This is a genomic window from Kitasatospora sp. NPDC086791 (genome assembly GCF_040685975.1).
Classification (GTDB): domain Bacteria; phylum Actinomycetota; class Actinomycetes; order Streptomycetales; family Streptomycetaceae; genus Kitasatospora.
On record NZ_JBFBOC010000004.1, the window covers coordinates 272,300 to 298,639 of the forward strand.

Below are 26,340 nucleotides of genomic sequence, written 5' to 3' on the forward strand. Positions count from 1 at the left end.
GAGGATATGGCCTGATCCGTACCGGGCTCCACCGTCTTGCCGTCCTTCGGCATTGACCGTGCCTGGCCGTCCCCGTATGCTACAAGTTGCGCTGCGGGCCTGCGCGCCTCAGACGGAGCAGGTCGCGCTCGCATCTGTCGAAGACCCCACGGTCGCAAGACGGACGCCGATTCTCGTGGTACGGGAACGCCGGTGCGCCGTGTTCTTGGCTGTCCGGCTTTCGGTGGGAGCGATACGGGCCCTCCGCGTGGCATTACCTACGACTTTCATGTCCGTACCGGAGCCCTTTTCCTAATGACGAGCCCCACCGACTCCTCCCTCAGCACCACCCCGCAGGTCGCGGTCAACGACATCGGCGACGCGGAGGCCTTCCTCGCCGCCATCGACGAGACCATCAAGTACTTCAACGATGGCGACATCGTCGAGGGCGTCATCGTGAAGGTCGACCGTGACGAGGTCCTCCTCGACATCGGTTACAAGACCGAGGGCGTCATCCCGTCCCGCGAGCTCTCGATCAAGCACGACGTTGACCCGCACGAGGTCGTCGCCGTCGGTGACAACATCGAGGCCCTGGTTCTCCAGAAGGAGGACAAGGAGGGTCGTCTCATCCTGTCCAAGAAGCGCGCTCAGTACGAGCGTGCCTGGGGCACGATCGAGAAGATCAAGGAAGAGGACGGCATCGTCACCGGTACCGTCATCGAGGTCGTCAAGGGTGGTCTCATCCTCGACATCGGCCTCCGCGGCTTCCTCCCCGCCTCGCTGGTCGAGATGCGTCGCGTCCGCGACCTCCAGCCCTACGTGGGCAAGGAGCTCGAGGCCAAGATCATCGAGCTGGACAAGAACCGCAACAACGTGGTCCTGTCCCGCCGTGCCTGGCTGGAGCAGACCCAGAGCGAGGTCCGCCAGACCTTCCTCACCACCCTGCAGAAGGGTCAGGTGCGCTCCGGCGTCGTCTCCTCGATCGTCAACTTCGGTGCCTTCGTGGACCTGGGTGGCGTCGACGGCCTGGTGCACGTCTCCGAGCTGTCCTGGAAGCACATCGACCACCCGTCCGAGGTCGTCGAGGTCGGCCAGGAGGTCACCGTCGAGGTTCTCGACGTGGACATGGACCGCGAGCGCGTCTCCCTGTCGCTGAAGGCGACCCAGGAGGACCCGTGGCAGCAGTTCGCCCGTACGCACCAGATCGGTCAGGTCGTCCCGGGTAAGGTCACCAAGCTGGTTCCGTTCGGTGCGTTCGTCCGCGTGGACGAGGGCATCGAGGGTCTGGTCCACATCTCCGAGCTGGCCGAGCGCCACGTCGAGATCCCGGAGCAGGTCGTCCAGGTCGGCGACGAGATCTTCGTCAAGGTCATCGACATCGACCTCGAGCGTCGCCGCATCAGCCTCTCGCTGAAGCAGGCCAACGAGGCCCTGGGTGCCAACCCGGCCGAGGTCGAGTTCGACCCGACCCTGTACGGCATGGCCGCCTCCTACGACGACCAGGGCAACTACATCTACCCGGAGGGCTTCGACCCCGAGGCGAACGACTGGCTGCCCGGCTTCGAGAAGCAGCGCGAGGAGTGGGAGCGCCAGTACGCCGAGGCGCAGTCCCGCTTCGAGCAGCACCAGGCCCAGGTCATCAAGAGCCGCGAGGCCGACGCCCAGGCCGCCGAGGAGGGTGGCGACGCCGTCGCCGCTGCCGCCGGTGGCTCCTACTCGTCCAGCAGCGACGAGGGCTCCGGCGCCCTGGCCTCCGACGAGGCCCTGGCCGCCCTGCGCGAGAAGCTGGCCGGTGGCCAGAGCTGAGGCTCTCGCTTCCTGCTAGCCGATAGCTAGCGAATGGACCCCGTCCGGGAATTCCCGGACGGGGTCCATTTGGTTTTCCGCTCTGACTTATACGGCTCCGACTGATGTGCCCTTTATGTGAAGGAAAGTGTGAGATGGGGCTCATTGCCCTTCCCTAGGTCGGGGTTCCGGTTCCACCTACATTGAGAGGAGCTGCCCGAAAGGCTCCTTCATGCGCAAACCCTCCTCTGCCGCCTCCGCCTCCGCCTCCGTCGCCGCCCCCGCCGCCCTGGTCGGCGGCCGGCTCGCGGCCCTCGGCCGGTTCTGCTTCCGCCACCGCCGCTGGGTGCTCGGCTTCTGGGCCGTCGTCCTGGTCGTCGGCGTCCTGATCGGCGGCCGGGTCTTCGAGGGCTCGGTGGCCGGGGCCTCCTCCGCCAGTGCCGAGGCCGACCGGGGCAACGCGGTGGTCGCCGCGGCCGACCCGGTCAAGGGCACCGTCACCGCCGTGGTGGACGGCAAGCCGGTGGACGATCCGGCGGTCAAGACCGCCGTCGAGAGGGCCACCGCCGAGATCGCCGCCCTGCCCGGGGTCTCGGCCGCCGTCGACGCGTACGGCTCCGGCCCGGCTCCGGCCGCGCTGCGCTCCGCCGACGGGACGGCGAGCCTGGTCTCGGTGCGGCTGGCCGACACCGCCACCTCCGCCCAGACCGACGCCGTCACCCAGCGGCTCGCCGCGCTGGACGGCGCGGGCGGCGCGCACGTGACCGTCGGCGGTGACCTGGTGCTGCAGCAGGAGGTCAAGCAGCAGACCGAGAAGGACACCCGCTTCGGTGAGATGGTGACGCTGCCGCTCACGTTGGTCGTCATGGTGCTGGTCTTCGGCGGGCTCTCGGCGGCCTCGCTGCCGGTGATCGGGGCGATCGCCTCGGTGGGCGGCGCACTGCTGGCCATGTTCGGGTTCAGCCGGATCATGGACATCGACACCAGCGTGCTGCCGATCGCCACCGTGCTGGGGCTCGGGCTCTCGATCGACTACGCGCTGCTCATGGTGAATCGTTTCCGCGAGGAACGCGGCCACGGCGCGGGCATCGCCGCCGCCGTCGAGCGCACCGCGGCGACCGCCGGACGCACCGTCGCCTTCTCCGGGCTGACCGTGGCCGTCGCCCTGTCGGGCCTGTTCGTCTTCACCAGCCCGGTGCTCGGCGCGGTCGCCGCCGCCGGGGTGAGCGTGGTGGTGATCGCCGTCGCCGCCGCGCTGACGCTGATCCCCGCGCTGCTCGGCTTCGCCGGCTCGCGGATCAAGACGCCCACCGCGCCGGTGCCGGACGAGGGGTTCTTCAGTCGGACCGTCCGCCGGGTCCGCAAGCGGGCGGTCCTGGTCACGCTCGCCTCCGTGGCGCTGCTGATGGCGGCCGGGGCGCCGTTCCTGCACGCCGAGATGCGCAACTCGGGCGCCGCCGTGCTGCCCGCGTCCTCCGCCGGGCGGCAGGTCGCCGAGACCGTCGACCAGCGCTTCCCGCAGGCCTCGGCCGCGCCGGTCACGGTGGTGGTCGAGGGCGGCGCCACGGTGGCGCAGGCGTACGCGGACGAGGTGGTCGCCAAACTGCCCGGGGTGAGCGGAGTACGGGCGGTGAGCCCGGTGAGCGACGCGGTCTCCACGATCGACGTGCTGGTGCACGGGGACCCGCAGGGCGGCCAGGCCAAGCACGTGGTCGAGGAGCTGCGGGCGGACCGGGGCGGACTGAAGACCTACGTCACCGGCGGCGCGGCCTCGGTGGTCGACTTCCAGAAGGAACTGCTCTCGCGCGGGCCGTGGGCGCTCGGACTGGTCGCGGCCGGGACACTGGTGCTGCTGTTCCTGATGACCGGCTCGGTGGTGATGCCGGTCAAGGCGCTGCTGATGAACCTGCTCTCGCTGGGTGCCTCGCTCGGCGCGCTGACCCTGGTGTTCCAGGACGGGTGGTTCAGCGGGCTGCTCGGGTTCAGCCCGACCGGCGGGCTGGAGACCTTCATCCCGGTCCTGGTCTTCGCCTTCGCCTTCGGGCTGTCGATGGACTACGAGGTGTTCCTGCTCGCCCGGATCAAGGAGCTGCGGGACAAGGGGCACAGCTGTACCCGGTCGGTGGAGCTGGGGGTCCAGCGCAGCGGTCGGATCATCACCTCGGCGGCGCTGCTGATGGTGATCGTCTTCGCCGGGTTCGCGCTCGGGGACATGCTGATGGTCAAGCAGATGGGCATCGCGCTGGCGGTCGCCGTCGCGGTGGACGCCACCCTGGTGCGCTGCCTGCTGGTGCCCGCCGCGATGAGCCTGTTCGGCGAGTTCAACTGGTGGGCGCCCGCCCCGCTGCGCCGACTGCACCGGCGCTTCGGGCTGAGCGAGCACGTCGAGCTGCCGGCGATCGAGCCCGCGGTGATCCCGGCGCCGCGGCCGGTGGTGGCGGATTCGGTGGAGCCGGTGGAGCCGGTGACCGGGCAGCCGGTGGCCGCGGAGCCGGAGGCCGGGGAGTCGCCGGCCGGGGACCTGGTCAAGGCCTAGAGCGCGGCGGCGTACGCGGCGTGGGGCTGCCGGACGGTCCAGGCCGGCAGCCCGGAGAGGCGGCTCAGGACAGGCGGCTCAGGAGGGTGACCGCCGCGCGCAGCCGGTCCTGTTCGGCGGGGGTGAGGCGGGACTCGATGGCGGCGGCGATGCGGTGCTCGCGGCGGGCGCGCTGGTCGAGGAGGGCGGCGCGGCCGGTTCCGGTGGCGGCGATGAGCTGCTTGCGGCCGTCGGTGGGGTGGGGCTGCTGGGTGACCAGCCCGGCTTCGGTCATCAGGGCGACGGTGCGGGCCATCGACTGGTGGCGGACGCGCTGGAGGTCGGCGAGTTCGGCGACGGTGCAGGTGCGCGCGTCGCGGACCAGCAGGCCGAGGACGGCGGCCTGGTTCTGCGGCAGCTCGTCGCTGACGCGCAGGGAGCGGACCAGGCTGCCGAGGGCGGCGCGCAGGTCGGCGGCGAGTTCCAGGGTGTCCGGGTGCGGGGCTTCGCTGGTCATGGGAGAAGTCTACCCGGGATATCTACAGCATTGCTGTACAGCAATGCTGTAGTGTTTCGGGCATGCGAATCACCAAGTTCGGACACGCCTGCGTACGCGTCGAGCACGGCGGCACCACCGTCGTCGTCGACCCCGGAGCGTTCACCGGCTCCGCCGCACTGGCCGGGGCGGACGCCGTCCTGATCACCCACGAGCACATGGACCACTTCGAGGAGTCGCGGTTGCGCGCCGCGCTGGAGGCCGACCCGGCGCTGCGGGTGTGGACCAACGGCGCCGTCGCCGCTCAGCTGGACGGTGTCGCGCGGCGAGTCACCGCGGTCGGCGAGGGCGACGCCTTCGAGCTCGGCGGGCCCGGCGGGCTCGGCGTCTCCGTGCACGGCGAGTGGCACGCCGTGATCCACCCGGACATCCCGAGGGTGCGGAACATCGGCTTCCTCTTCGACGGCCGGCTGTTCCACCCCGGCGACGCGTTCACCGTGCCGCCGCACGCCGTCGACACCCTGCTGCTGCCGCTGGCGGCGCCGTGGAGCAAGGTCTCCGAGGTGGTCGACTACGTCCGGGAGGCGGGGCCGCGCCGGACGGTGCCGGTCCACGAGGCGGTGCTCAGCCCGATCGGGTTCGCGGTGCACAGCCGGATGGTCGGGCCGGAGGGGCCGGGCACGGGGGCGGAGCTGGCGATCCTCGGGGAGGGGGAGAGCCTGGAGCTGGGCTGACGGGCGGGGGCGCGGACCGCGGTCGGACGGGTGGAGCCCGGTCCGGTGCTGACGGGCCGGGTGGCGCGCCGGTAGCCTGACGCCATGCTGAAGATCGGACTGACGGGCGGCATCGGGGCGGGCAAGAGCGAGGTGTCCCGGCTGTTCGCCGTGCACGGCGCGGTGATCGTGGACTCCGACGTGATCGCCCGCGAGGTGGTCGCCCCCGGGACGGACGGTCTGGCGGCCGTGGTCGCCGAGTTCGGCCCGCAGGTGCTGCGGGAGGACGGCGCGCTGGACCGCCCGGCCCTCGGGGCGGTCGTGTTCGCCGACCCGGAGCGGCTGAAGGCGCTGAACGCGATCGTCCACCCGCTGGTGCGGGCCCGCTCCGCCGAACTGGAGGCGGCGGCGGCGCCGGACGCGGTCGTGGTGCACGACGTGCCGCTGCTGGCGGAGAACGGACTGGCACCGCTGTTCGACCTGGTCGTGGTGGTCGACGCGGCCGACGAGGTGCGGATGGACCGGCTGGTGCGGCTGCGCGGGATGGCCGAGGAGGAGGCCCGGGCCCGGATGGACGCGCAGGCCTCGCGGGCGGACCGGCTGGCGATCGCGGACCTGGTGATCGACAACGGCGGGGGGCTGGCGGAGCTGTCGGACCGGGTGGACGAGGTCTGGGCGGAGCTGGCGGAGCGCGCCGCGGTCTGAGCCCTGGTGGCGGCTCACGCGGCGCCGAGGGGTAGCCGGGCGCGTACGGCGAAGCCGCCCTCCGGGGTCGGGCCGGCGTGCAGGGTGCCGCCGAGGTCGTCGGCCCGGGTGCGCATACCGGTCAGGCCGTGGCCGCCGGAGGGCAGCTCCGGGCCGCCGTCCGGCGTCGCGGTGCCGTCCGTCGCGGTGCCGTCCGTCGCGGTGTCGGATGCCGCGGTGTCGGACGCCCCGGTGTCCGACGCCCCGGAGCCGTCCGCCCCGGTGGGGGAGTTGACCACCGCCAGGCGCAGCCCGTCCGGCTGGACCTCGACCGTGACGGCCACCTCGGCGGCCGGGGCGTGCTTGTGCGCGTTGGTCAGCGCCTCCTGGACGATCCGGTACGCCGCGTACTGCACGGCGGGCCCGGGTGGGGACAGCCCGTCGGCCGGGCCGGTGACGGTCAGTCCGACCGCCAGACCGGCCTGCCGGGACTCCTCGACCAGGATGGGCAGGCCGCGCAGCGAGGGTGCCTGGTCGGCGGCCGTGGTCAGCACGCCCAGCAGGCCCCGCAGTTCGGTGAGCGCCTGCAGGCCGAGGGCGCGGATCAGGCCGAACGTCTCCCGGGCGGCGCCCGGGTCCTCGGCCTGGGCGACCTGGCCGGCGCCCGCGTGCAGGGTGATCAACGAGACCCGGTTGGAGACCACGTCGTGCATCTCCCGCGCCAGCCGCGCGCGTTCGGCGGCCGCCGCGCGTTCCTCGGCGTGCCGGCGGGCCTCCTCCAGCAGCCGGTTGCGTTCGCCGAGGAAGCGGTTGCGCTCGGCGAGCACCCGGACGGTGTGGGCGCGGTTGTGGGCGCTCAGTCCGAGGACGAGCGGGACCGCGCCGAAGACCAGCGGGTCCTCGACCAGATTGGCGAGCGAGAACGGGGTGTCGACGTCCCCGAGGTCGAAGGGGACGAGCAGTCGCAGCTCGGCCGCGGCCGCCAGGGCGTACAGCAGCAGGGTGCCGCCGCGCCGCGCGGCCAGTCCGTAGAGCGCGATGGCGAGCGGGAGTTGACCGCTCACCAGGGTGGCCACGGTGACCGCCGCCGGGTGGCGGCGGCGCAGGGCCAGGGCGAGGGCGCCGAAGGCCATCAGGGCGGCGTTGACCGGCGGTGAGGTGGTCGGGCCGACGTCGGGGTCGTTCGCGGCGAGCGGGACGAGCACCAGCAGGACCAGGGAGGTCGGGGCGAGGGCCCGGACCGGGCGGGGCAGGCGCAGCGGCGGCCCGGGCAGTGGTGCGTCGGGCAGCGGTGCGTCGGGGCCGGCGGCCGACTGGTCGGCGGGCTGCTGCATGAGGGGCATGCTTCCACACCGGGGTGCCACCGGGATGATCTTCGGACCGAGTGGCCGGGAAGGGACTGTCGGAAGGATCCCGGTGGGAGGGAGCATGGCGGGATGAGTGATCGTCCTTCGCCCGGACCGCACCCGGCCGGGTCGTCTCCGGTGGAACCGCCCCCGGGCGGGCCGCCGCCGCCGACCGCACCGTCGGCCGTCGAACGGCTGGAGCGGTACACCCGTGTCGAGCAGCAGGAGGTCCTGGGCCCCGGCGCCGATCCGTACGGCGTCGCGTACACCGGGCTGACCTTCCTGCCCAAGGAGATCCACTTCGGCGTCCGGGCCGCCGACGGCCGGCTCGTCGCCCACGCCGGGCTGCTGCCGCTGCCGCTCACCGTGGGCGGCACCGACCTGACGGCGATCGGCGTCGGCGGGGTCTGCGTCGCCCCCGACCGGCGCGGCGGCGGCCTCGCGCGCGCCGTGGTCGGGGCCGCCCTGGACCACGCGCGCACGCTCGGCCACCGGCGCGCGCTGCTGTTCTGCCGCCCGCCGCTGGCCGCGTTCTACCGGGGCCTGGGCTTCCGGGAGGTGACCGGGGAGGTGACGGTGGAGCAGCCCGAGGGGCGGCTGGCGGTGATGCCGCTGCGCACGCTGTGGGCGCCGCTGTCGGCGGGGACGGACTGGCCGGAGGGGCCGGTGCGGTTGCGGTCCCTGCCGATGTGAGGTCCGCTCAGGCGGTCGCGGTCGCGGTCGCGGTCGCGGTCGCGGTCGCGGTCACGGCGGACCCGCGCGCGTCCGCGTGGGCCACGGCGGCGCCGGCCAGCGCGCGGATCATGGCGTGCGCCCGGGTGCCGTCGCCGGACAGCTCGGGCTGGAACAGCGAGGCGAGGAAGAAGGGGTGGTCCGGCAGCTCCAGGATCCGCACCTCGCCCGACTCGTCCGCGCCGCTGAACCGCAGGCCGTGCGCGCGCAGCCGGTCCAGGTAGGCGGCGTCGAGACCGTACGCGCAGTGGTAGCGCTCCAGGGTGCGGGTGGTGCCGAGGACGCGCTCGGCGAGGGTGTCCGGGGTGACCGTGACGGCGCCCTCGTGGCCGACCAGCGAGCAGCTCAGCGGGGCGATCACCTGCTGCTCCCCGTCGGGGTGCTCCTCGCCGTGGACGGCGTCGGTCAGGCCGCAGACGGCGCGGGCGTACTCCAGCGCCGCGTGCTGGAACCCGGCGCAGGTGCCGAGGAAGGGGATGCCGCGCTCGCGGGCGGTGCGGACGGCGGCCAGGGCACCGGCCTCGCTGCGGTACGGGCTGCCGGGGAGCAGCCAGATCGCGTCGAAGCCGTCCAGGGCGCCGGGTGCCCCGGCGTCGCCGGTCGGGATCCAGTAGGCGTCCAGGACGAGCCGGTCGTGCTCGGCGAGGGCGTCGAGCAGGCCCGGGACGCGGGCGTGCGAGCGGACGGCGGGGGAGCGGTCGCCGACCAGGGCGATCCGCGGGGTCGGATAGGTCATGCGGCTATCCTGACCCTGCTCCCGAGATCAGCGCCAACGATGATTTCTTACCTCCCGATCAGATCGGTTGATGACCGCCGTGGATCCCCAGCAGCTGCGCACCTTCGTCACGGTCGCCCGCCTCGCCTCCTTCTCGGACGCGGCGCGGGAACTCGGCTACACCCAGTCCGCGGTCTCCCAGCAGATCGCCGCGCTGGAGGCGGACCTCGGGACCGCCCTGCTGGTGCGCCGCCCGGTCGGCCCGACCGAGGCCGGTCGGCGCCTGCTGGAGCACGCCGCGCCGCTGCTGGTCCGGCTGGCGGCGGCGCGCGCCGACGTCGCGCGCCTGGCAGGTGCCGCGAGCGCCCGGCTGGTGCTCGGCGCCACGCCGCTGGCGGTCGGGGCGGCGCTGGGGCGCGCGCTCGGCGAGGTGCGCCGGGCGTATCCGAGGGTGGAGCCGGTGGTCCGGGTGCTCGCCCAGGACGTGCTGCCCGCGCAGGTCGCCACCGGCGAGGTCGACCTCGCCCTGATCGACGGCCTGGCCGCGCCCAGCGACCCGCTGCCGCTGCCCGAGGTCGGCCCGCTGCGCACCGTCGCGGTGGCCGAGCGGCCGGTCGCCGTCGCGCTGCCCGTCGACCACCCGCTGGCGGGCCGCGACGGCCTCGCGCTCGCCGACCTCTCCGCCGCCCGCTGGCTGGAGGCCCCGGACCTCGCCCCGCCGGTCGCCCGGCTGCGCGCGGTCGCGGGCGTCGACGGTTTTCGACCCGCCGCCCGCTACGAGGGCACCGACCTGCACGGGCTGCTCGCGCTCGTCGCCGCCGGGCACGGGCTCACGCTGCTGCCCGAGCCGGTGCCGGCCGGGGTGCCCGGGGTCGGGTGCGCCGCGATCGCCGCGCCTCGGCTGGTGCACCGCACCGAGCTCGTGCACGGGAGCCTGCCAGAGGGGCCGGCGGCGCTGCTGGCGCGGCTGCTGGAGGAGGGGCGGGGCGACTCGGTCTGACCGTGCGGTGAGCGCGCTCGGCGGGTCGGGCGGCGGGCCGGGCGGGGGCGTATTCGGGTTGCGGGGGCTACCCGCCCCGATGAAATGATCATGCAATGGACATCATCATCAGGCGGGTGCGGAACGAGGACTGGGTACGGGTCAGGGAGCTCCGGCTGGACGCGCTGCGGGATCCGGCCGCGGCCATCGCCTTCCTCGACACGTACGAACAGGCGGCCGCCAGGCCCGACGAGTTCTGGCAGGACCGCGCCGCGGGCGCCGCGACGGGCTCCGCCGTGGCGCAGTTCGTCGGCGAGGACGCGGACGGTCGCTGGCTCGGCTCGGTCAGCGTGCTGGTCGAGCGGCCCGGTGCGCCGGGGGCCCTGGAGGGTGACGTCATCACGGTCGAGCAGACGCACATCGTCGGGGTCTACGTCCGGCCCGAGGCGCGCGGCACCGGGCTCGCGGTCGACCTGATCCGGGCCGCCGTGGAGTGGTCGTGGTCGCTCGCCGAACCGCGGATCCGGCGCGTGCGGCTGTTCGTCCACGAGGACAACGCCCGCGCCGAGGCGATGTACCTCAAGGCCGGCTTCGCGCACTCCGGCGTGACGCTCCCGGTGCCGGGCCACGGGACGGGCCGGGAGGTCGAACTCGCGGTGCTCCGGGGCTGATCGGCGGCGGTGCTCCGGGGCTGATCGACGGTTTGTGAAGGCGAGGTCACCAGGCGTTCACGTCCTGAGCCTGACGGTCGTCGCGCGCGCGGTGCTGTCATGAGCACAGTCGCCCGGCGCGAGGCCGGGCCGGCCCAGGAGGACTTCCCCATGATGCTCCGTCAGCGCCTGACCGTCGTCGCGGCGGCGACCGCCCTCGCCGCCGCAGGACTCGCCGCCGGCACCGCGCGGGCTGCCGCCCCGGCCGCCGCTTCCACCCCGAAGTCCGGTACGCTCGCGGCGAGTTGTTCGCAGGCGTACCTGCCGCTGCCCGACCCGTACTGCACCCCCGGTGCGTACAACCCCGACGTCACCCAGGACACCATCGGCCAGACCATCTGCGTCTCCGGCTGGACCGCCACCGTGCGCCCGCCGACCAGCTACACCAACGCGCTGAAGGTGCGGCAGATCGCGCAGTACGGCTACGCGGACACCAGCACGGCCGACTACGAGGAGGACCACCTCGTCCCGCTGGAGCTCGGCGGCGCCCCGCGCGACCCGGCCAACCTGTGGCCCGAGCCGCGCTACGGCAGCCAGCCGGCGCAGAGCAAGGACTCGGTCGAGACCAAGCTCAAGAACGCGGTGTGCGGCGGCCGGGTGGGCCTGGACGACGCCAGAAGCGCGATCGCCAGTGACTGGACCACGGCGCTCAGTGTTCTGGGGCTCTGAGTCGTCCGAGCCCGCCGGCAGTGCGACGCGCTGACGCCCTGACGCTCTGATGTTCCGACGTCCGGACGCGGTGAAGCCGGTTCGCCGCGTCCGGGCGCCGCGGGCGTGAAAGGAGCCGTCCGGCCCGTCCGGTCCCCTGTGCCGGACGGGCCGGACGGCCGTCTGTGGGGTGTCGCGGACACCCCGCGGTGCGGTGTCCGCGGTGCGGGCGCCCGCGGGGAGTGCCGCCGGGATCAGCCGCGGCCGGGGAGGGCCTGGCGCGTCGGCGCGGTCGTGCCGGTGCCGACGCGCTCGTCCTCGGCGGTGCCGCCGGTCCGTTCTCGCCGCCCGGGTGACCCGTGATCGCGGGCACTCGGCATGGTTGTTCCTCCCCGTTGACGTACGGCCGTCCGACTCCTGGTCACCGCCGCCCACCTCGGGTCTGAGGGACGGTCAGCGCCGGTGCTGCGTCGACGGCGGTCGAAACCTATGCCAAGCGACCCCCGGGAGCAAAGCGGGATTCCGGCGGAGGTCCGGGCGGGCGGGGCGGTTTCAGGGAGCTGATGGGGAACGTGTGTGCGGGCGCGGCGGGAGCTATGCGCGGCGTGCGGGTGTGCTCCGGGGCGCGCGGATGCGGTCATGCGCCGCTCGGAGCGGGGATCCGCTGCTGGAGCGCGGTGCTGCGGGCCCGTACCGTGCCCCGGTTCGCGCGGCGGTGCGGGGCGCGGCGGTGCGGGCGGGCTTCAAACCTCCGCCGACACCAAGGATTTCCCCCGGTTGCGTCGGGGTGGCAGCGGCCCGGGGGTGGGAACGGGAGCGGGGGTGGGAGCGGGGTCGGGGGCGGCCCCGCCCGCCGTCACGGGTGGGTGCCCGGGACGCCGAGCTGCTGGGCGAGCCAGGGCAGGGCCTGGGCGAAGGTCGCGGCGCCGGTCTGCCAGGTGTGCGGGCCGGAGCCGACGGCGGAGACGGTGCGGATGCCGTCCTTCCTGGCCGCCGCCTCCAGCGCCTTGGCGGACTCGATCTGGCCGTGCTCCTGGTCGCCCTGGCCGAAGTAGCCGGAGACGCCCTGGTACTTGGGATGGTGGGCGAGCACGGTCAGCGGGTCGTGGGCCGCCCAGGCCGCGGCGTCGCCGCCGTACAGCTCCTGGACGGTGTGCTCCTTGTCGCCGATGTACGGGCCGCGGTCCCCGGAGAAGTCGCCGAAGTGCGTGAAGACGCCCGGGTGTTCGACGGTCAGGTCGACGGCGCAGGTGCCGCCCATCGACCAGCCGGCCACGCCCCACTTGTGCGGGTCGGTGGCGGCGTTGAAGGTCTTCTGGACGAACGGCGGGACGTCCTTGACGAGGTGGCTCTCGGCCTGGCCGTGCGGGCCGTCCACGCACTCGGTGTCCACCCGGAAGCCGCCGGTGGCGTCGGCGAAGACCAGGATCGGCGCGAAGCCGTTGTGCCGGGCGGCGAACGCGTCGGCGGTCTTCACCGCGTTGCCGGAGCGGATCCAGTTGTCGGGCGCCGCGAACTCGCCGCCGATCATCTCCAGCACCGGCAGCTTGGGCCGGTTCTGGCTGCGGAACCAGGCGGGCGGCAGGTAGACCAGCTCCTGGCGGTGGGCGAAGCCGCCGGTGGTGTCCGGGATGTCGACCTGGACGATGCGGCCGGTCTTCGTCTTCCCGTGGACGGAGGAGAGCTCGGCGAGCGTGATCTGGTCCGGCAAAGGCTGCCCGCCGAGTTCGCCGATCGCGTCCTCCAGTGTCGGGTAGTAGCCGGTGGCGATGTTCACGCTGTTCGCGGCGCAGAACAGCGCCAGCAGCGCGGTCGGCGCCACCAGCGCCCGCCGCCACCACCGCGCGCCCCGCCAGCCGAACCCGAGCACGCACAGCGCCGCGACCGCGACCCCGCTCCACAGCCACACCCCGAACGGGATCGGGTCGGCGATCCCGCTGAACGCCACCACGGCCACCGCGGCGGCGACCGTGACCACCAGCGCCGTCCCCAGCGCGATCGGTCCCCACGTCACCCGCCACGCGCGGTCCCGCCGGACCACCGTGCCCAGGAACAGCGCGAGGGTGGCGGCCTGGACCGTCCAGGGGAACCAGCCGGCGAGCAGGGAGACGTTCATACGGCCGGAGGCTAGGGGCGGAGGATGAGAGGCTGGTTAAAGACTGGCAGTTCGCTGGAAGAGGGCTGTGAGGAGGAAGGGCACGCCGAAGAGTCCGGAGCCGGGCGCCCGGGCCGCCATCGGGCGGATCTCCAGCGGCGTGAGGTCGCGGAACAGCGACCGCAGCTCCTCGGGCGAGTAGGCCAGGCCGCCCTCCAGCGCGCCCAGCCGGTACAGCTCCTCGTCGGGCCGCTCGGAGCCCATCGCCCCGGCGGCGAAGGCGGTCAGGGCGAAGTGGCCGCCGGGCGCGAGGACGCGGTCGAGGAGCGCGAGGTAGCTGACCCGTCGGTGCGGCGGGAGGTGGTGCAGGCAGCCGGAGTCGTAGACCAGGTCGTACCGGTCGTGCGGGAGCGCGGCCGCGAAGATGCTCGCCCGGTGGAAGCGCAGGCCGGTGCCCGCGCCGGTGCCGATGCCGGCGTCGCGGGCGCGCTCCTCGGCCCAGGCGACGGCGGTGGAGGAGAGGTCGACGGCGTCGACGTCGAAGCCGCGGGAGGCCAGGTGGATCGCGTTCCGGCCGGCCCCGCAGCCGAGGTCGAGGGCGCGGCCGGGGGCGAGCGGGCCGCGGTCGAGGGGGCCGCGGTCGAGGAAGGAGACCAGGTTCTCGTCCGGCTCGGGCCCGAAGAACGGGCGGTCGGCGGACCGATCGGCGTAGAAGTCGTCCCACCGGGCCTCGGGCGGCGGGAAGAACCGGTCGAGCAGGGCCAGGACGTCCTCGGTGGTGCGGATCGTACGGTTCATGCGGTCGAGCGTAGGCGGCTCGTGGCGTGGGAGCGAGCGGCGCAAAACGGCTGGCAGGGTGGGTGGTCGGGGCTCCCGGGAGGGGGTCGGGGACAGGTGGTCCGGAGCCGGGGCGGGGCCCGGCGGCGCACCCCTCCCGGGCCGGGAAGGGCCGCTTCCGCGGCACCGCCGGGGCCCGGGAGGAGGGGCCCGCGTAACGCTTCGGTGAAGGGAGGTCCGGCCCTCGGAGCGGCCGGTCAGGGGGCTCGCGGTCGCCGTTTGACTTCAAGTCGACTTGAAGTTGCACCATCGTGGTCATGACGACGAACGCAACCGCGGGGACCGCGGCCGAGACCCGTGTCCAGGCCCGTCCCGGGGCTACTTCCGGTGCCGCTTCCGGGATCGCTCCCGAGTCCCGTCCCGGGGCCCGGTTCGCGGACCTGCCGGCGCTGATGGGCCTGATGACCGGTGCCGAGAAGCACGGCCCGGCCGCCACCTCCACGCTGGACGCGGTCTGGGTGCTGTACGACCGGGTGCTGCGCGTCACCTCGGCCACCGCCGAGGCGCAGGACCGGGACCGCTTCCTGCTCTCCAAGGGTCACGGTCCGATGGCGTACTACGCGGTGCTGGCGGCGAAGGGCTTCGTCGACCCCGAGGTGTTGCCGGGCTTCGGCGGCTACGACTCGCCGCTGGGCCACCACCCGGACCGCACGCTGGTGCCCGGGGTGGAGATCTCCTCCGGCTCGCTCGGGCACGGCCTGCCGCTGGGCGTCGGCACGGCGCTCGGGCTGCGGGCGCAGGGCCTGGCCGGGGCCGCGGTGTGGGTGCTGGTCGGCGACGCCGAGTTCGACGAGGGCTCCAACCACGAGGCGGTGGCCTTCGCCGGGGCCTCCGGGCTGGACCGGCTGCACGTGGTGGTGATCGACAACTCCTCGGCCACGCACGGCTGGCAGGGCGGCATCGCGCAGCGCTTCGCCGCCGAGGGCTGGTCGACCGAGACGGTGGACGGCCGCGACCACGAGGCGCTGTACCGGGCCTTCACGGCCGAGCACCCGGGCCGCCCGCACGTGGTGGTCGCCCGGGTGGAGCCCAAGGAGAACCACTGAGCGCCCGGCCGCCCCGAGCACGCCCGACCGAGTAGCCGAGCCCGCACCCCCGAAAGGACCCGCACCGATGGACGAGACCATGCGCGACCGCTTCGTCGACGTCACCACCCGCCTGCTGGACGAGGACCCCCGGCTGGCCGTGGTGCTCGCCGACATCACCGCGGCCGCCTTCGCCCCGGCCCGGGAGAGCCACCCCGACCGGGTGGTCAACGTCGGCATCCGGGAGCAGCTGCTGATCGGCGTGGCCGGCGGCCTGGCGCTGAGCGGGATGCGCCCGATCGCCCACACCTTCGCCAGCTTCCTGATCGAACGGCCCTTCGAGCAGGTCAAGTTGGACCTGACCCACCAGGGCGTCGGCGCCGTCCTGGTGAGCGCGTCCGGCTCGTACGACTGGCCGGCCGGCGGCCGCACCCACATGTCCCCGGGGGACGTCGCGCTGCTGGACACCCTGCCGGACTGGACCGTCCACGTCCCCGGCCACCCGGACGAGGCCGAGCGGCTGCTGCGCCACGCCTACGCGGACGGCGACCGCAACGTGTACGTCCGGCTGTCGGTGCACCGGAACGCGGCGCCGGTGGCGGTCGAGCCGGGCCGCTTCAGCACCGTCCGCACCGGTTCGCGCGGCGTGGTCCTGGCGGTCGGCCCGATGCTGGACGCGGTGCTCGCGGCCACCGAGGGCCTGGACGTCACCGTGCTGTACGCGGCGACGGTGCGCCCCTTCGACGCGGCCGGGCTGCGCGCGGCGGTCGGCGAGCGGGCGGACGTCGTGCTGGTCGAGCCGTACCTGGCGGGCACCTCGGCGCGGGAGGCGCACGAGGCGCTGGCCGACCGTCCGCACCGGGTGCTGGGCCTGGGCGTGCCGCGCGAGGAGCACCGGCACTACGGCTCGATCCCGGAGCACCTGGCCGCCTACGGCCTGGACGCGCCCGGGCTGCGGGAGCGGATCGGCGCCTTCCTCGGTTGAGCCGGCTCCGGCCGGCCCGGCCGGCTGCCCGGTGGAGCCGACCCCGGCAGCGAGGCGCCCGGCGGGGACGCGCCCGCCGCCGGGGCACCCGGTGGGTCAGCCGGTCAGCACCACGGCCGCCGCGTCCGGTCCCATCCGCACCGCCGTGCCGTCCAGTGCCGCGGTGCCGAAGGCCGCGACCACCTCGCGCCCGGCGGCCCCCAGCGGCAGCGCGGCCTCCGCCGCCCCGAGGTTGACCGCGATGCGGTACGGCCCGCGGTGCACCACCAGCCAGCCCGCCGCCTCCTCGTACGCGACCCGCACCGCGCCCAGGTCGGGGTCGGCGAGCTCCGGCCGCTCGTGCCGCAGGCGGATCAACGTCCGGTACCAGGAGAGCAGTTCGGCGTGCGGGGCGCGCCGGGGCTCGGTCCAGTCGAGGATCGAGCGCAGTACGGTGGCGGGTTCCTGCGGGTCGGGGACGGCCTCGGCGGCCCAGCCGTGCTCGGCGAACTCCCGCCGCCGGCCCCGGCGGACGGCCTCGGCGAGGTCCGGGTCGGTGTGGTCGGTGAAGTACTGCCAGGGGGTGGCGGCGCCCCACTCCTCGCCCATGAACAGCATCGGGGTGAACGGCGAGGTGAGCACCAGCGCGGCGCCGCAGGCGAGCCGGCCGCCGGGGAGCGTGGTGGAGAGGCGGTCCCCGAGTGCCCGGTTGCCGACCTGGTCGTGGGTCTGCAGGTAGCCGAGCAGCCGGTGGCCCTCCTCGGTGGGGAACGGGCGTCCGTGGCTGCGGCCGCGGAAGGAGGACCAGGTGCCGTCGTGGAAGAACCCCCGGGTGAGCGTCTTGGCGACGGCGGCCAGCGGCTCGCGGGCGAAGTCCCCGTAGTAGCCCTGGGATTCGCCGGTCAGCGCGCAGTGCAGGGCGTGGTGGAAGTCGTCGCTCCACTGGGCGGTGAGGCCCAGGCCGCCGGCCTCGCGCGGGGCGGTGGTGCGCGGGGTGTTGAGGTCGGACTCGGCGACCAGGAACAGCGGGCGGTTCGTGGTGACGGCCAACTTCTCGACCTCGTAGGAGAGTTCCTCGAGGAAGTGGACCGCCCGGTCGTCCGCCAGGGCGTGCACGGCGTCCAGCCGCAGGCCGTCGATCCGGTAGTCGCGCAGCCAGGCCAGCGCGCTGCCGATCAGGTACGCGCGCACCTCGTCCGAGCCGGGCGCGTCCAGGTTCACCGCGGAGCCCCACGGGGTGTGGTGCCGGTCGGTGAAGTACGGGCCGAACGCCGGCAGGTGGTTGCCGGACGGGCCGAGGTGGTTGTGCACCACGTCCAGCACCACGCCGAGGCCCTTGCGGTGGGCGGCGTCGACGAAGCGCTTGAGGCCCTCGGGCCCGCCGTAGGGCTCGTGGACGGCCCAGGGCGAGACCCCGTCGTAGCCCCAGCCGTGCCGGCCGGGGAACGGGCAGACCGGCATCAGCTCGACGAAGTCGACGCCCAACTCGACCAGGTGGTCCAGGCGTTCGGCGGCGGCGTCGAAGGTGCCGCGGGTGGTGAAGGTGCCGATGTGCAGCTCGTACAGCACCGCGCCGGGCAGTGCGCGGCCGGGCCGGCCGGCCCCCGACCAGCGGAACGCGGCGTGGTCCAGCGGGCGGCTCGGGCCGTCCGGGCCGTGCGGCTGCCACGCCGAGCGCGGGTCGGGCAGCGGCGGGCCGCCGTCGAGGCGGAAGGCGTAGTCGCCGTCCGGCGCCTCGCCGGACCACCAGCCGTCCCGGTCCGCGCAGCGGGCCAACTCGTGGGCCACGCCGTCGACTTCGACCTGGACGCGGGAAGCGGCGTGGGGTGCCCACACCTCGCGGACCGGCATCAGCCCCTCCTCGTCAGCAGCGCCACCGGGTACCCCGCCAGCAGCTCGGCCACCGGCACCGCCCCGGCGGGGAAGGTGCGCGGTGTCAGCTCGTCCGTCCACGGCCCGCCCGCCGGCAGCTCCAGCACGGTGTCCCGCCAGCCGCCCGCGCGCTCCAGCCCGTACGGCAGCCGGGTGACGGCGGTGACCACGTCGTCCCCCCGGGCGAAGGCCAGCAGGTGGTCGGCGGCGGGGCCCGCGGCGGGCAGCGGCCGGTACGGGCCGAGCGGGCCGGAGCGGCGCAGGTGCAGCGCGGTGGTGGTGAGGTGCAGCTTCTCCCGGGCGAGGTCGCCGGGGCGCGCCGCGGCCGAGTCGGTGAGCCGGACGGCGAGCGCGCCGAGGTCCACCACGCCCCGGTTGTCCGGGTCCACCAGGGTGTACAGCGGCTCCTCGCTGCCCTGGTAGAGGTCGGGCACGCCCGGCACGGTGAGGTGCAGCAGGGCGGCGGCGAGGGTGTTGGAGCGGGCGTACGGGGCGAGGGCGTGCACCCTGCCCTCGATCCGGGGGAGCAGTCCGGGGTTGCCGTAGGCGGCGCGGGCCCGTTCCTCCAACGCCCGTTCGTAACCGGGGTCGGGGGCGGTCCAGGAGGTGTGCAGCTTGGCCTCGCGGACGGCCTTGAGCAGGGCGGCGACCAGCCGGTCCGGGCCGATCGGCCAGGCGGCGACCAGGGTGTGCCAGAGCAGCCAGTCGGCGTCGCGGTCGAGGCCGGGCGCGGCGGGACCGGCCGCGGTGGACCAGGCGGCGGCCTCGGCGGCCCAGGACCGCGGCTGCTCGGCGAGGACGGCGAGCCGGGCGCGGGCGTCGGCGCTGCGCTTGGTGTCGTGGGTGGAGAGCACCGTCATGCCGTGCGGCCAGGAGCGCTCCTGCCGGCGGCACCAGTCGTGGAAGTCCGCCGGGCGCAGTCCGGGCCGGGCGGGCTCGCCGCCGACCTCGTTGAGGCCGGGCAGCGCGTTCCAGCGGTAGAAGGCGGTGTCCTCGACGCCCTTGGCGGCCACCGCGGCGGCGGTCTGGGCGAAGCGGACGCAGAACTCGTCGTGGTCCGCCCCGCGCCCCAGCTCGCCCAGCGCCAGCGCGGCCACCAGGCGGTCGGTGGCGTCGGCGGAGCCGTCCAGCGCCGCCCGCAGCTGCTGCTCCGAGGCGGCCGGCACGGCCTCGCCGGGCCGCGCGTACGGCCGGTACGCGGGGTAGCCGGTGAGCAGCCGGCCGAGCGCCGCGCGCAGCTGCCAGGGCGCGTGGTCGGCGTGCGCCGGCTCGGCGGCGCCGATCCGCAGCGCGATCCGCACCAGCCGCTCGACCTCGGCGGCGAGTTCGCCGTCCGCCCCGGTCATGTCGGCCCGGCCGCGCCGGGCGGCGGCGGTCGCCGGGTGCGGGTCCTCGCACAGGTCCCGGACCGGGCCGCCGCGCAGGAAGGACTCGTACGCCCCGGCCAGGAGGCAGGCGCCCGCGTGGTCGGTGAGCACGCCGTCGATGCGGCGCAGCGCGTCGTAGCCGGTGGTGCCGGCGACCGGCCAGTCCGCGGGCAGCCGCTCCTCGCCGGTGAGGATCTTCTCGACCACGGTGTACGCCCCGCCGGTGGCCGCCGCGAGCCGGCGCAGGTAGCCGCGCGGGTCGGCGAGCCCGTCCGGGTGGTCGATCCGGAAGCCGTCCAGGACGCCGTCGGCGTGCAGCCGCAGCAGGACGGCGTGGGTGGCGGTGAACACCTCGGGGTCCTCGACCCGCAGGGCGATCAGCTCGTTGACGGTGAAGAAGCGCCGGTAGTTGAGCTCGGTGCGGGCCAGGCGCCACCAGGCGAGCCGGTACCACTGGCGGGCGAGCAGCTCGGGCAGCGGCAGCGACTCGGTGCCGGGGCGCAGCGGCAGCTCGTGCCGGTGGTAGCGCAGGGTCCCGCCGTCCACGGTGAGCTGGTCCAGGACGGCGCCGAGCCGGTCGCCGAGCAGCGGCAGCAGCACCCGGCCGCGTTCGGGGGCGTCGGCGGGGCCGGGCTGGGCGGTCCAGTCGATGTCGAACCAGCGCGCGTACGGCGAGTCGGGGCCGTCGCGCAGCACCTGCCAGAGCGGGTGGTTGAGCCGCTCGGGGACGGGCACGGCCATGTGGTTGGGCACCACGTCGGCGATCAGCCGCAGCCCGTGCGGGTGTGCGGCGGCGGCCAGGGCGCGCAGGGCCGCCTCGCCGCCGAGCTGCTCGCTGACCCGGGTGTGGTCGACGGTGTCGTAGCCGTGGGTGGAGCCGGGGACGGCCTCCAGCAGCGGGGACAGGTGCAGGTGGGAGACGCCGAGGGCGGCCAGGTAGGGGACGGCGGCGGTGGCGTCGCGCAGCGTGAAGCCGGGCTGGAGCTGGAGGCGGTAGCTGGCGGTCGGGACGGTGGCGGTCGGGCGGCCTGCGGGCGGAGCCGGGGCGGTCGGGACGGTGGCGGCCGGGCGGGGCTGCGCGGGCTCGGCGGCGGAGGTCATAGCTCCATAGGTACCCGGGGGAGCGCGCCGCCAAGACCCGCTGCTGACCCGAACAGGTGACCGCACCGCCGGGCTGCCGCCACCCGGTCCGCCGCGTCGCCGCCCGGGTCCGCTACGCCGGCCGCTGCAGCACCAGCAGCGAGCGGTCGACGAGCCACAGCGTGTCCCCCGCCTTGATCCGCGCCCCCGTCCCCGGGGCCGGCAGCCGGGGCTGCGTGGTGTCGACCACGACCTGCCACTCCCGGCCGTGGTCGGCGGGCACGGTGAACTCCAGCGGTTCGAAGTGCGCGTTGAACATCAGCAGGAAGGAGTCGTCGACGATCCGCCCGCCGCGCCGGTCCGGCTCGGAGATCGCGTAGCCGTTGAGGAAGACGGTCAGCGACTTGGCGTAGCTGGCGCCCCAGTTGCGCTTGGTCATCTCCTCCCCGGTCGGGGTGAACCAGGCGATGTCGGTGAGGTCGTCGAACCCGCCGGAGGCCGACACCGGCCGCCCGTGGAAGAACCGCCGCCGCCGGAACACCGGGTGGTCGCGGCGCAGCCAGATCATCCCCTGGGTGAACTCCAGCAGCCGGGCCGGGGCCCCGTCGCCCTCGGGCCAGTGCACCCAGGTGAGTTCGTTGTCCTGGCAGTAGGCGTTGTTGTTGCCCAGCTGGGTGCGGCCGAGCTCGTCGCCGTGCGAGAGCATCGGCACGCCCTGGGAGAGCATCAGGGTGGCGATGAAGTTGCGCTGCTGGCGCGCCCGCAGCTCCTCGACGCCCGGGTCGTCGGAGGGGCCCTCGACGCCGCAGTTCCAGGAGCGGTTGAAGGATTCGCCGTCGCGGTTGTCCTCGCCGTTGGCCTGGTTGCGCTTCTCGTTGTAGGAGACCAGGTCGCGCAGGGTGAAGCCGTCGTGGCAGGTGACGAAGTTGATCGAGGCGATCGGGCGGCGGCCGTCGTCCTGGTAGAGGTCGGCGGAGCCGGTGAGCCGGGAGCCGAACTCGGCGAGGGTGGCGTTCTCGCCGCGCCACAGGTCGCGCACGGTGTCCCGGTACATGCCGTTCCACTCTGTCCACAGCGGCGGGAAGTTGCCGACCTGGTAGCCGCCCTCGCCGAGGTCCCAGGGCTCGGCGATCAGCTTGGCCTGGGAGACCACCGGGTCCTGCTGGACCAGGTCGAAGAAGGAGGAGAGCCGGTCCACCTCGTGGAACTGCCGGGCGAGCGTGGCGGCGAGGTCGAATCTGAAGCCGTCGACGTGCATCTCGGTGACCCAGTAGCGCAGCGAGTCCATGATCAGCTGGAGCACGTGCGGGCTGCGCATCAGCAGGCTGTTGCCGGTGCCGGTGGTGTCCTCGTAGAAGCGCTGGTCCTGCGCGAGGCGGTAGTAGGAGACGTTGTCCAGGCCGCGCAGGGAGAGCGTCGGGCCGAGGTGGTTGCCCTCGGCGGTGTGGTTGTAGACGACGTCCAGGATCACCTCGATCCCGGCCGCGTGCAGCGCCTTGACCATCGACTTGAACTCCTGCACCTGCTGGCCGCGGTCGCCGGTGGAGGAGTAGGAGGAGTGCGGGGCGAAGAAGCCGACGGTGTTGTAGCCCCAGTAGTTGGCCAGGCCGAGGTCGCGCAGCCGGTGGTCGCGGACGAACTGGTGGACCGGCATCAGCTCGATCGCGGTGACGCCGAGCTTGGCCAGGTGCTCGATCACCGCCGGGTGGGCCAGGCCCGCGTAGGTGCCGCGGATCTCCTCGGGGATGCCCGGGTGCAGCCGGGTCAGGCCCTTGACGTGGGCCTCGTAGATGACGGTGCGGTGGTAGTCGGTGCGCGGCGGTCGGTCGGTGCCCCAGTCGAAGTACGGGTTGATCACCACCGAGTGCATGGTGTGCGGGGCGGAGTCGAGGTCGTTGCGGCGCTCGGGCGCGCCGAAGTGGTAGCCGTAGACCGACTCGTCCCAGTCGATGTGCCCGCTCATCGCCTTGGCGTACGGGTCCAGGAGCAGCTTGGCGCTGTTGTGCCGTTGGCCCAGGCCCGGGTTGTACGGGCCGTGCACGCGGAAGCCGTAGCGCTGGCCGGGCTGGATGCCCGGGAGGTAGGCGTGCCGGACGAAGGCGTCCGTCTCGCGCAGTTCGACGGCGGTCTCGGAGCCGTCCTCGTCGAGCAGGCACAGCTCGATGCGGTCGGCGCCCTCGGAGAACACGGCGAAGTTGGTGCCGGCCCCGTCGTAGGTGGCGCCGAGCGGGTAGGGCGTACCGGGCCAGACCTGCATGGCTCCTCAACTTCCTTGCTGCAGACAAAAACTGACGTGTAGTCCGACAATCGGCCCGACCTGTCGCCCGGACCCGGACGCTCTCTTCCCGGCCGGGCGGCCGGGCATGTGCGCTGCTCGCGCGCCGTGACGCACGGCACAGCCCGCATACTCCCCGAGCCCTTCCCCGGCGGCCGGGAGAACCGGCGCGGGTTGGTCCGAACGAGTGTCCGGCGGGCATTCGTGTGAAGAGTGGTGCCGGTGGGACGGGCGCGTCCGGGCCGGTGGGGCGGGCGCGCCGGGCCCCGGGGTGCGGGCGGAGCCCTGGACCATCCGGCTGCGGTCGGCTCGCGGCGGGCAGTACCCTTGATCGTCCGGCCGCCCGGCCGTTCTGACGAACTCTCGACAGCCCGTCAACGCTCCCCGCGCCCGCGGGGGTCAGCCGCAGCAACCAGATGAGGTGGCGCATGGTGTTCCCCGCCGGCGGCCGTGGCTCCGGGCCCGACGGCCCGGACCGGGGCGCGGCCCGCGCCGAGGCGCCCACGGTGGTCATGCGCCCCACCCTGACCGGCCGCGCACTGGTGCCCGCCCAGAGCGGCCCGGTCGAGGTACCCGCACTGGCCTGGTCGGCCGCCGAGTGGGAGGACGCCTACCAGCGGGTGCGGCTGTCCGGCCGCGCCTACGTCTGGCTCAACCTGGTCGAACAGCGGCTGCGCTCCCTGGTCGACGAGGTGCTGCACCCGATCTACGCCCCCGCCCACGGCGAGGACTGGGTCACCGCCGCCGCCGGACCGGCCGGCGAGGAGTGGGCGCACCGGGCCGGAGCCGTGCGCGAGGTCAGCCGCCGCAAGGGCTACCTGCTCGACCCCGCCGACGACGACCCGCTGGTCTTCCTCACCCTGCCGCAGCTGCGCGAGCTGATGGTCCAGCACTGGCCCTGCTTCGAGCCGTACCTGGCCGACCGGCGCGAGATCGAGCTCGCCCTGGACGAGCTGGAAGTGGCCCGGCACGTGGTCTCCCGCAACCGGGTGCTCACCCAGACCGTCCTGGCCCAGACCGAGCGGGCCGCCGCCCGGCTGCTGGCCGTCCTGGACGGCGGCACGGGCGGGGTGCCCGCCGACGTGGTGGAGTCCCTGGTGGCCGGGCGGTACGCGGACGTGGTCGCGGTGCACGCCGACCGGGTCCGGCTGCAGCGCGACCTGCCGGTCGAGGACCTGCTGGACGGCGCCCGGCGGCTGGACGCGCTCGGCATCGGCCTCGGCATGCTCTGCCAGAACTACACCGGCAAGCGCCTGGTGCGGCTCGCCGGGGAAGGCTGCCGGGTGCGGCTGCTCTTCCTCAACCCGGCGAGCAGCGCGGTGCGTCGCCGCGAACGTGAACTCGGCCTGGGGCGGAGCGAGTTGTCGCGCTCGATCGAGATGAACATCATGCACGTGCGGCGGGTCCGGGCCCGGCTGCGGGACCAGGGCGGCTTCGAGATCCGGGTCTTCGACGAGACCCCGCGCTTCACCGCCTACCTGGTCGAGGGCCCCCGGGCCGGCGGCCCGGCGGGCGGCCGCCGGCAGGGCCGCGACCTCGGCGTCATCCAGCCCTACCTGCGCCGCGCCCGCGGCATGGAGTCCCCGGCGCTGGTGCTGCGCGGCGGCGCCGGCCAGCAGCCCGGCGGCACCGAGCCGGGGCTGCTGGAGGTCTACCGCGAGGAGTTCGAAGGGGTCTGGGCCGACTCCCGGCCGGTGTCCTGAGGCCCGCCGCCCGGGGCCGGACCCGGCCCGACCCCAGGACACCGGCCGGGAAACTCCCTGGTCGCGGGGGCGCGAGGCTGCCAGACTGCGGGCCGTGAACAGCCTTCCCGCCTGGACCCTGGTACCCGCCGCGCTCGACGACCTCGAACGCGTCACCGACCTCAAGGACCGGGTCATGCGCGCGGACCTGGAACGCCTCGGCCGCTGGGACCCGGACCGGTCCCGGCGGCGGGTGCGGGACTCCTTCTCCACCAGGTGGACGTCCGTGCTGCTGGTCGAGGGCGCCTTCGCGGGATCCGTCACCGTCCGCCCCGACGAACGGGGCGGGCGCCGGCTGGAGCTGTTCTACCTGGCCCCGCACCTCCAGGGCCGCGGCCTCGGCACCGCCGTGCTGCGCCGCCTCCTCGATGAGGCCGACGCCGCCGGGGAGCCGGTGCGCCTGACCGTCCTGCGGGGCAGCGCCGCCCAACGGCTTTACGAGCGGCACGGCTTCACCGTCGTCCGGGAGGATCCGGTCGACCTCCACCTGTACCGCCCGGCCCCCGAGCCCGCCCCCGCGACCACTCCGGCGCAGGCCCGCACCCGCCTCCAGGACCGGGCCGCCCTGTGGAGCAGCGTGGCCTCCGACGGCCGGGCGGTGATCGACGCGGCCTGCGAGGCCCTGGTCGCCGGGCTCGACGGCCCGGCCCTGCGCGAACTGGCCGCCTGCTCCTACGGCGAGGCCACCACCGACCTGGACGACCTGCTGTCGCCCGCGCTGACCGAACAGGGTCTGGTGCTCCACCCCCGCGGGAGCCGCTCCGCCGACCAGGCCGCGCTGCGGGCGCTCGCCACGGGGTTCCTGGCCGGGGAGCTGACGGCCCGGGAACTGACCCGCGTGGTCCACCAGCGCTTCGGTCACGAGCTGGAGGCGGCCGACCCGCTCTCCTGCCTCGACGACGAGTACGACATCCTCGCGTACGGCACGCGCACCCGGGCGGAACTGGACGCCGACGTGCGCACCGAGGCCCGCCGGCTCACCGGCGCACCGTAGGCCCGGACGGCGGCTCGGCCCGCCCGGCCGCCCCCCGCGGACCGCCGCCCGACCGCGACGCGCACACCCGCTCCCGCCCGCCGGGCGCGGGCGCGGACGGGGCCGTGGGCCGGGTTGTCGGTGGGGCGGGTGATGATAGGGGCTGTTCAGAGCCCTAGGACGGAAGGACACACCTGATGAGCTGGTGGCAGCAGCCACTGGTCGGCTTCGACCTGGAGACCACGGGCACCGACCCGGCCGTGGACCGCATCGTCACGGCCGCGCTCGTGGACACGGTCGGGGCCGCCCGGGTGGGGGCCGCGCACTGGCTGCTCGACCCCGGGGTGCCGATACCCGCCGAGGCGGAGGCGATCCACGGGATCGGGGACGAGGTGGCGCGGAGCAAGGGCCGGCCGGCCGCGGAGGCGGTGGCGGAGATAGCCGCCGCGCTGTGCGAGCGGATCACCGCCGGGCGGCCGGTGGTGGCGTTCAACGCGCCGTTCGACCTGTCGCTGCTCGACGCCGAGCTGCGGCGGTACGGACTGGCGACGCTCGCGGAGCGCCTGGGCGGCCCGGTCGGGCCGGTGCTGGACGCGCTGGTGATCGACCGGGCGGTGGACACCTACCGCAAGGGCTCGCGCACCCTGCAGCGGGTCTGCGAGGTGTACGGGGTGGAGCTGACGGACGCGCACGAGGCGGGCAGCGACGCGCTGGCCGCCGTCCGGGTCGCCGTCGCCCTGGCCGAGCGCTACCCGGCCGAGGTGGGGGAGGTGGCGCCCGCCGACCTGCACCGGCGGCAGATCGGCTG

21 protein-coding genes are annotated in these 26,340 nt (G+C 74.5%); 13 read left to right on the forward strand and 8 right to left on the reverse strand.

Annotated elements, in window-relative coordinates:
* Positions 1–294 precede the first annotated feature (294 nt).
* Positions 295–1,785: a 30S ribosomal protein S1 gene (rpsA, locus tag AB0Q99_RS10155; protein WP_049653883.1), complete on the forward strand. Its 1,491-nt coding sequence runs from the start codon at positions 295–297 to the stop codon at positions 1,783–1,785.
* A 211-nt stretch (positions 1,786–1,996) separates the two neighbouring features.
* On the forward strand, positions 1,997–4,300 hold the full coding sequence (locus tag AB0Q99_RS10160) for an MMPL family transporter (RefSeq protein ID WP_363569995.1): 2,304 nt from the start codon (positions 1,997–1,999) through the stop codon (positions 4,298–4,300).
* A 64-nt stretch (positions 4,301–4,364) separates the two neighbouring features.
* On the opposite strand, the gene AB0Q99_RS10165 is transcribed toward AB0Q99_RS10160, so the two are convergent.
* Positions 4,365–4,796, reverse strand: a complete 432-nt coding sequence (locus AB0Q99_RS10165) for a MarR family transcriptional regulator (protein ID WP_363569997.1) — start codon at positions 4,794–4,796, stop codon at positions 4,365–4,367.
* 62 nt (positions 4,797–4,858) lie between these two features.
* On the opposite strand from AB0Q99_RS10165, the gene AB0Q99_RS10170 reads away from it, so the two are divergent.
* Both AB0Q99_RS10170 and coaE read left to right on the forward strand, forming a co-directional pair.
* Positions 4,859–5,509, forward strand: coding sequence for an MBL fold metallo-hydrolase (locus AB0Q99_RS10170; protein WP_363569999.1), 651 nt, complete (start codon positions 4,859–4,861; stop codon positions 5,507–5,509).
* An 84-nt stretch (positions 5,510–5,593) separates the two neighbouring features.
* Positions 5,594–6,193 carry a dephospho-CoA kinase gene (gene coaE / locus AB0Q99_RS10175; protein WP_363570001.1) on the forward strand — a complete coding sequence of 200 codons (600 nt, stop codon included), beginning with the start codon at positions 5,594–5,596 and terminating at the stop codon, positions 6,191–6,193.
* A 14-nt stretch (positions 6,194–6,207) separates the two neighbouring features.
* Here coaE and AB0Q99_RS10180 read toward each other — a convergent pair whose 3' ends face one another.
* On the reverse strand, positions 6,208–7,506 hold the full coding sequence (locus AB0Q99_RS10180) for a histidine kinase (protein WP_363570003.1): 1,299 nt from the start codon (positions 7,504–7,506) through the stop codon (positions 6,208–6,210).
* A 102-nt stretch (positions 7,507–7,608) separates the two neighbouring features.
* Here AB0Q99_RS10180 and AB0Q99_RS10185 point away from each other — a divergent pair, with 102 nt between their 5' ends.
* Positions 7,609–8,211: a GNAT family N-acetyltransferase gene (locus AB0Q99_RS10185; RefSeq protein WP_363570006.1), complete on the forward strand. Its 603-nt coding sequence runs from the start codon at positions 7,609–7,611 to the stop codon at positions 8,209–8,211.
* Positions 8,212–8,218: 7 nt separating this feature from the next.
* On the opposite strand, the gene AB0Q99_RS10190 is transcribed toward AB0Q99_RS10185, so the two are convergent.
* Entirely contained in the window at positions 8,219–8,986 is a 768-nt protein-coding gene (locus AB0Q99_RS10190; RefSeq protein ID WP_363570008.1) for a hypothetical protein, read from the reverse strand.
* Between the two features lie 79 nt (positions 8,987–9,065).
* On the opposite strand from AB0Q99_RS10190, the gene AB0Q99_RS10195 reads away from it, so the two are divergent.
* The 3 genes from AB0Q99_RS10195 (at position 9,066) to AB0Q99_RS10205 (ending at position 11,323) form a co-directional block, all read left to right on the forward strand.
* Positions 9,066–9,965 (forward strand): LysR family transcriptional regulator, encoded by a 900-nt coding sequence (locus AB0Q99_RS10195; protein ID WP_363570063.1) that lies wholly within the window; start codon positions 9,066–9,068, stop codon positions 9,963–9,965.
* Between the two features lie 95 nt (positions 9,966–10,060).
* Entirely contained in the window at positions 10,061–10,615 is a 555-nt protein-coding gene (locus AB0Q99_RS10200; RefSeq protein WP_363570009.1) for a GNAT family N-acetyltransferase, read from the forward strand.
* Positions 10,616–10,714: 99 nt separating this feature from the next.
* Positions 10,715–11,323 (forward strand): hypothetical protein, encoded by a 609-nt coding sequence (locus AB0Q99_RS10205; protein ID WP_363570011.1) that lies wholly within the window; start codon positions 10,715–10,717, stop codon positions 11,321–11,323.
* 835 nt (positions 11,324–12,158) lie between these two features.
* Here the strand turns inward: AB0Q99_RS10205 and AB0Q99_RS10210 are convergent.
* Positions 12,159–13,418, reverse strand: a complete 1,260-nt coding sequence (locus AB0Q99_RS10210) for an alpha/beta hydrolase-fold protein (RefSeq protein WP_363570013.1) — start codon at positions 13,416–13,418, stop codon at positions 12,159–12,161.
* 36 nt (positions 13,419–13,454) lie between these two features.
* The gene (locus AB0Q99_RS10215; protein WP_363570015.1) at positions 13,455–14,195 is read right to left on the reverse strand and encodes a class I SAM-dependent methyltransferase; all 741 of its coding nucleotides are present in this window, start codon (positions 14,193–14,195) and stop codon (positions 13,455–13,457) included.
* 431 nt (positions 14,196–14,626) lie between these two features.
* On the opposite strand from AB0Q99_RS10215, the gene AB0Q99_RS10220 reads away from it, so the two are divergent.
* Positions 14,627–15,280, forward strand: a complete 654-nt coding sequence (locus AB0Q99_RS10220) for a transketolase (RefSeq protein WP_363570065.1) — start codon at positions 14,627–14,629, stop codon at positions 15,278–15,280.
* 67 nt (positions 15,281–15,347) lie between these two features.
* A complete protein-coding gene (locus AB0Q99_RS10225; protein WP_363570017.1) occupies positions 15,348–16,244 on the forward strand; it encodes a transketolase C-terminal domain-containing protein in 897 nt (298 codons plus the stop codon).
* A 96-nt stretch (positions 16,245–16,340) separates the two neighbouring features.
* Here the strand turns inward: AB0Q99_RS10225 and treZ are convergent, their stop codons facing one another.
* The 3 genes from treZ to glgX form a co-directional block, all read right to left on the reverse strand.
* Positions 16,341–18,074, reverse strand: a complete 1,734-nt coding sequence (gene treZ / locus AB0Q99_RS10230) for a malto-oligosyltrehalose trehalohydrolase (RefSeq protein ID WP_363570019.1) — start codon at positions 18,072–18,074, stop codon at positions 16,341–16,343.
* The gene (gene treY / locus AB0Q99_RS10235; RefSeq protein ID WP_363570020.1) at positions 18,074–20,563 is read right to left on the reverse strand and encodes a malto-oligosyltrehalose synthase; all 2,490 of its coding nucleotides are present in this window, start codon (positions 20,561–20,563) and stop codon (positions 18,074–18,076) included. Before treY ends, treZ begins: the two co-directional genes overlap by 1 nt.
* A 112-nt stretch (positions 20,564–20,675) precedes the next feature.
* Positions 20,676–22,799 carry a glycogen debranching protein GlgX gene (glgX, locus tag AB0Q99_RS10240; RefSeq protein WP_363570022.1) on the reverse strand — a complete coding sequence of 708 codons (2,124 nt, stop codon included), beginning with the start codon at positions 22,797–22,799 and terminating at the stop codon, positions 20,676–20,678.
* A gap of 530 nt (positions 22,800–23,329) precedes the next feature.
* Between glgX and AB0Q99_RS10245 the strand changes: the two genes are divergently transcribed.
* The 3 genes from AB0Q99_RS10245 to AB0Q99_RS10255 all read left to right on the forward strand — a co-directional run.
* The gene (locus AB0Q99_RS10245) at positions 23,330–24,520 is read left to right on the forward strand and encodes an SAV2148 family HEPN domain-containing protein (protein ID WP_363570067.1); all 1,191 of its coding nucleotides are present in this window, start codon (positions 23,330–23,332) and stop codon (positions 24,518–24,520) included.
* Positions 24,521–24,614: 94 nt separating this feature from the next.
* Positions 24,615–25,553 (forward strand): GNAT family N-acetyltransferase, encoded by a 939-nt coding sequence (locus AB0Q99_RS10250; RefSeq protein WP_363570024.1) that lies wholly within the window; start codon positions 24,615–24,617, stop codon positions 25,551–25,553.
* Positions 25,554–25,729: 176 nt separating this feature from the next.
* Positions 25,730–26,340 (forward strand): exonuclease domain-containing protein (locus AB0Q99_RS10255; protein ID WP_363570026.1); only part of this gene is annotated, 611 nt, incomplete at its 3' end.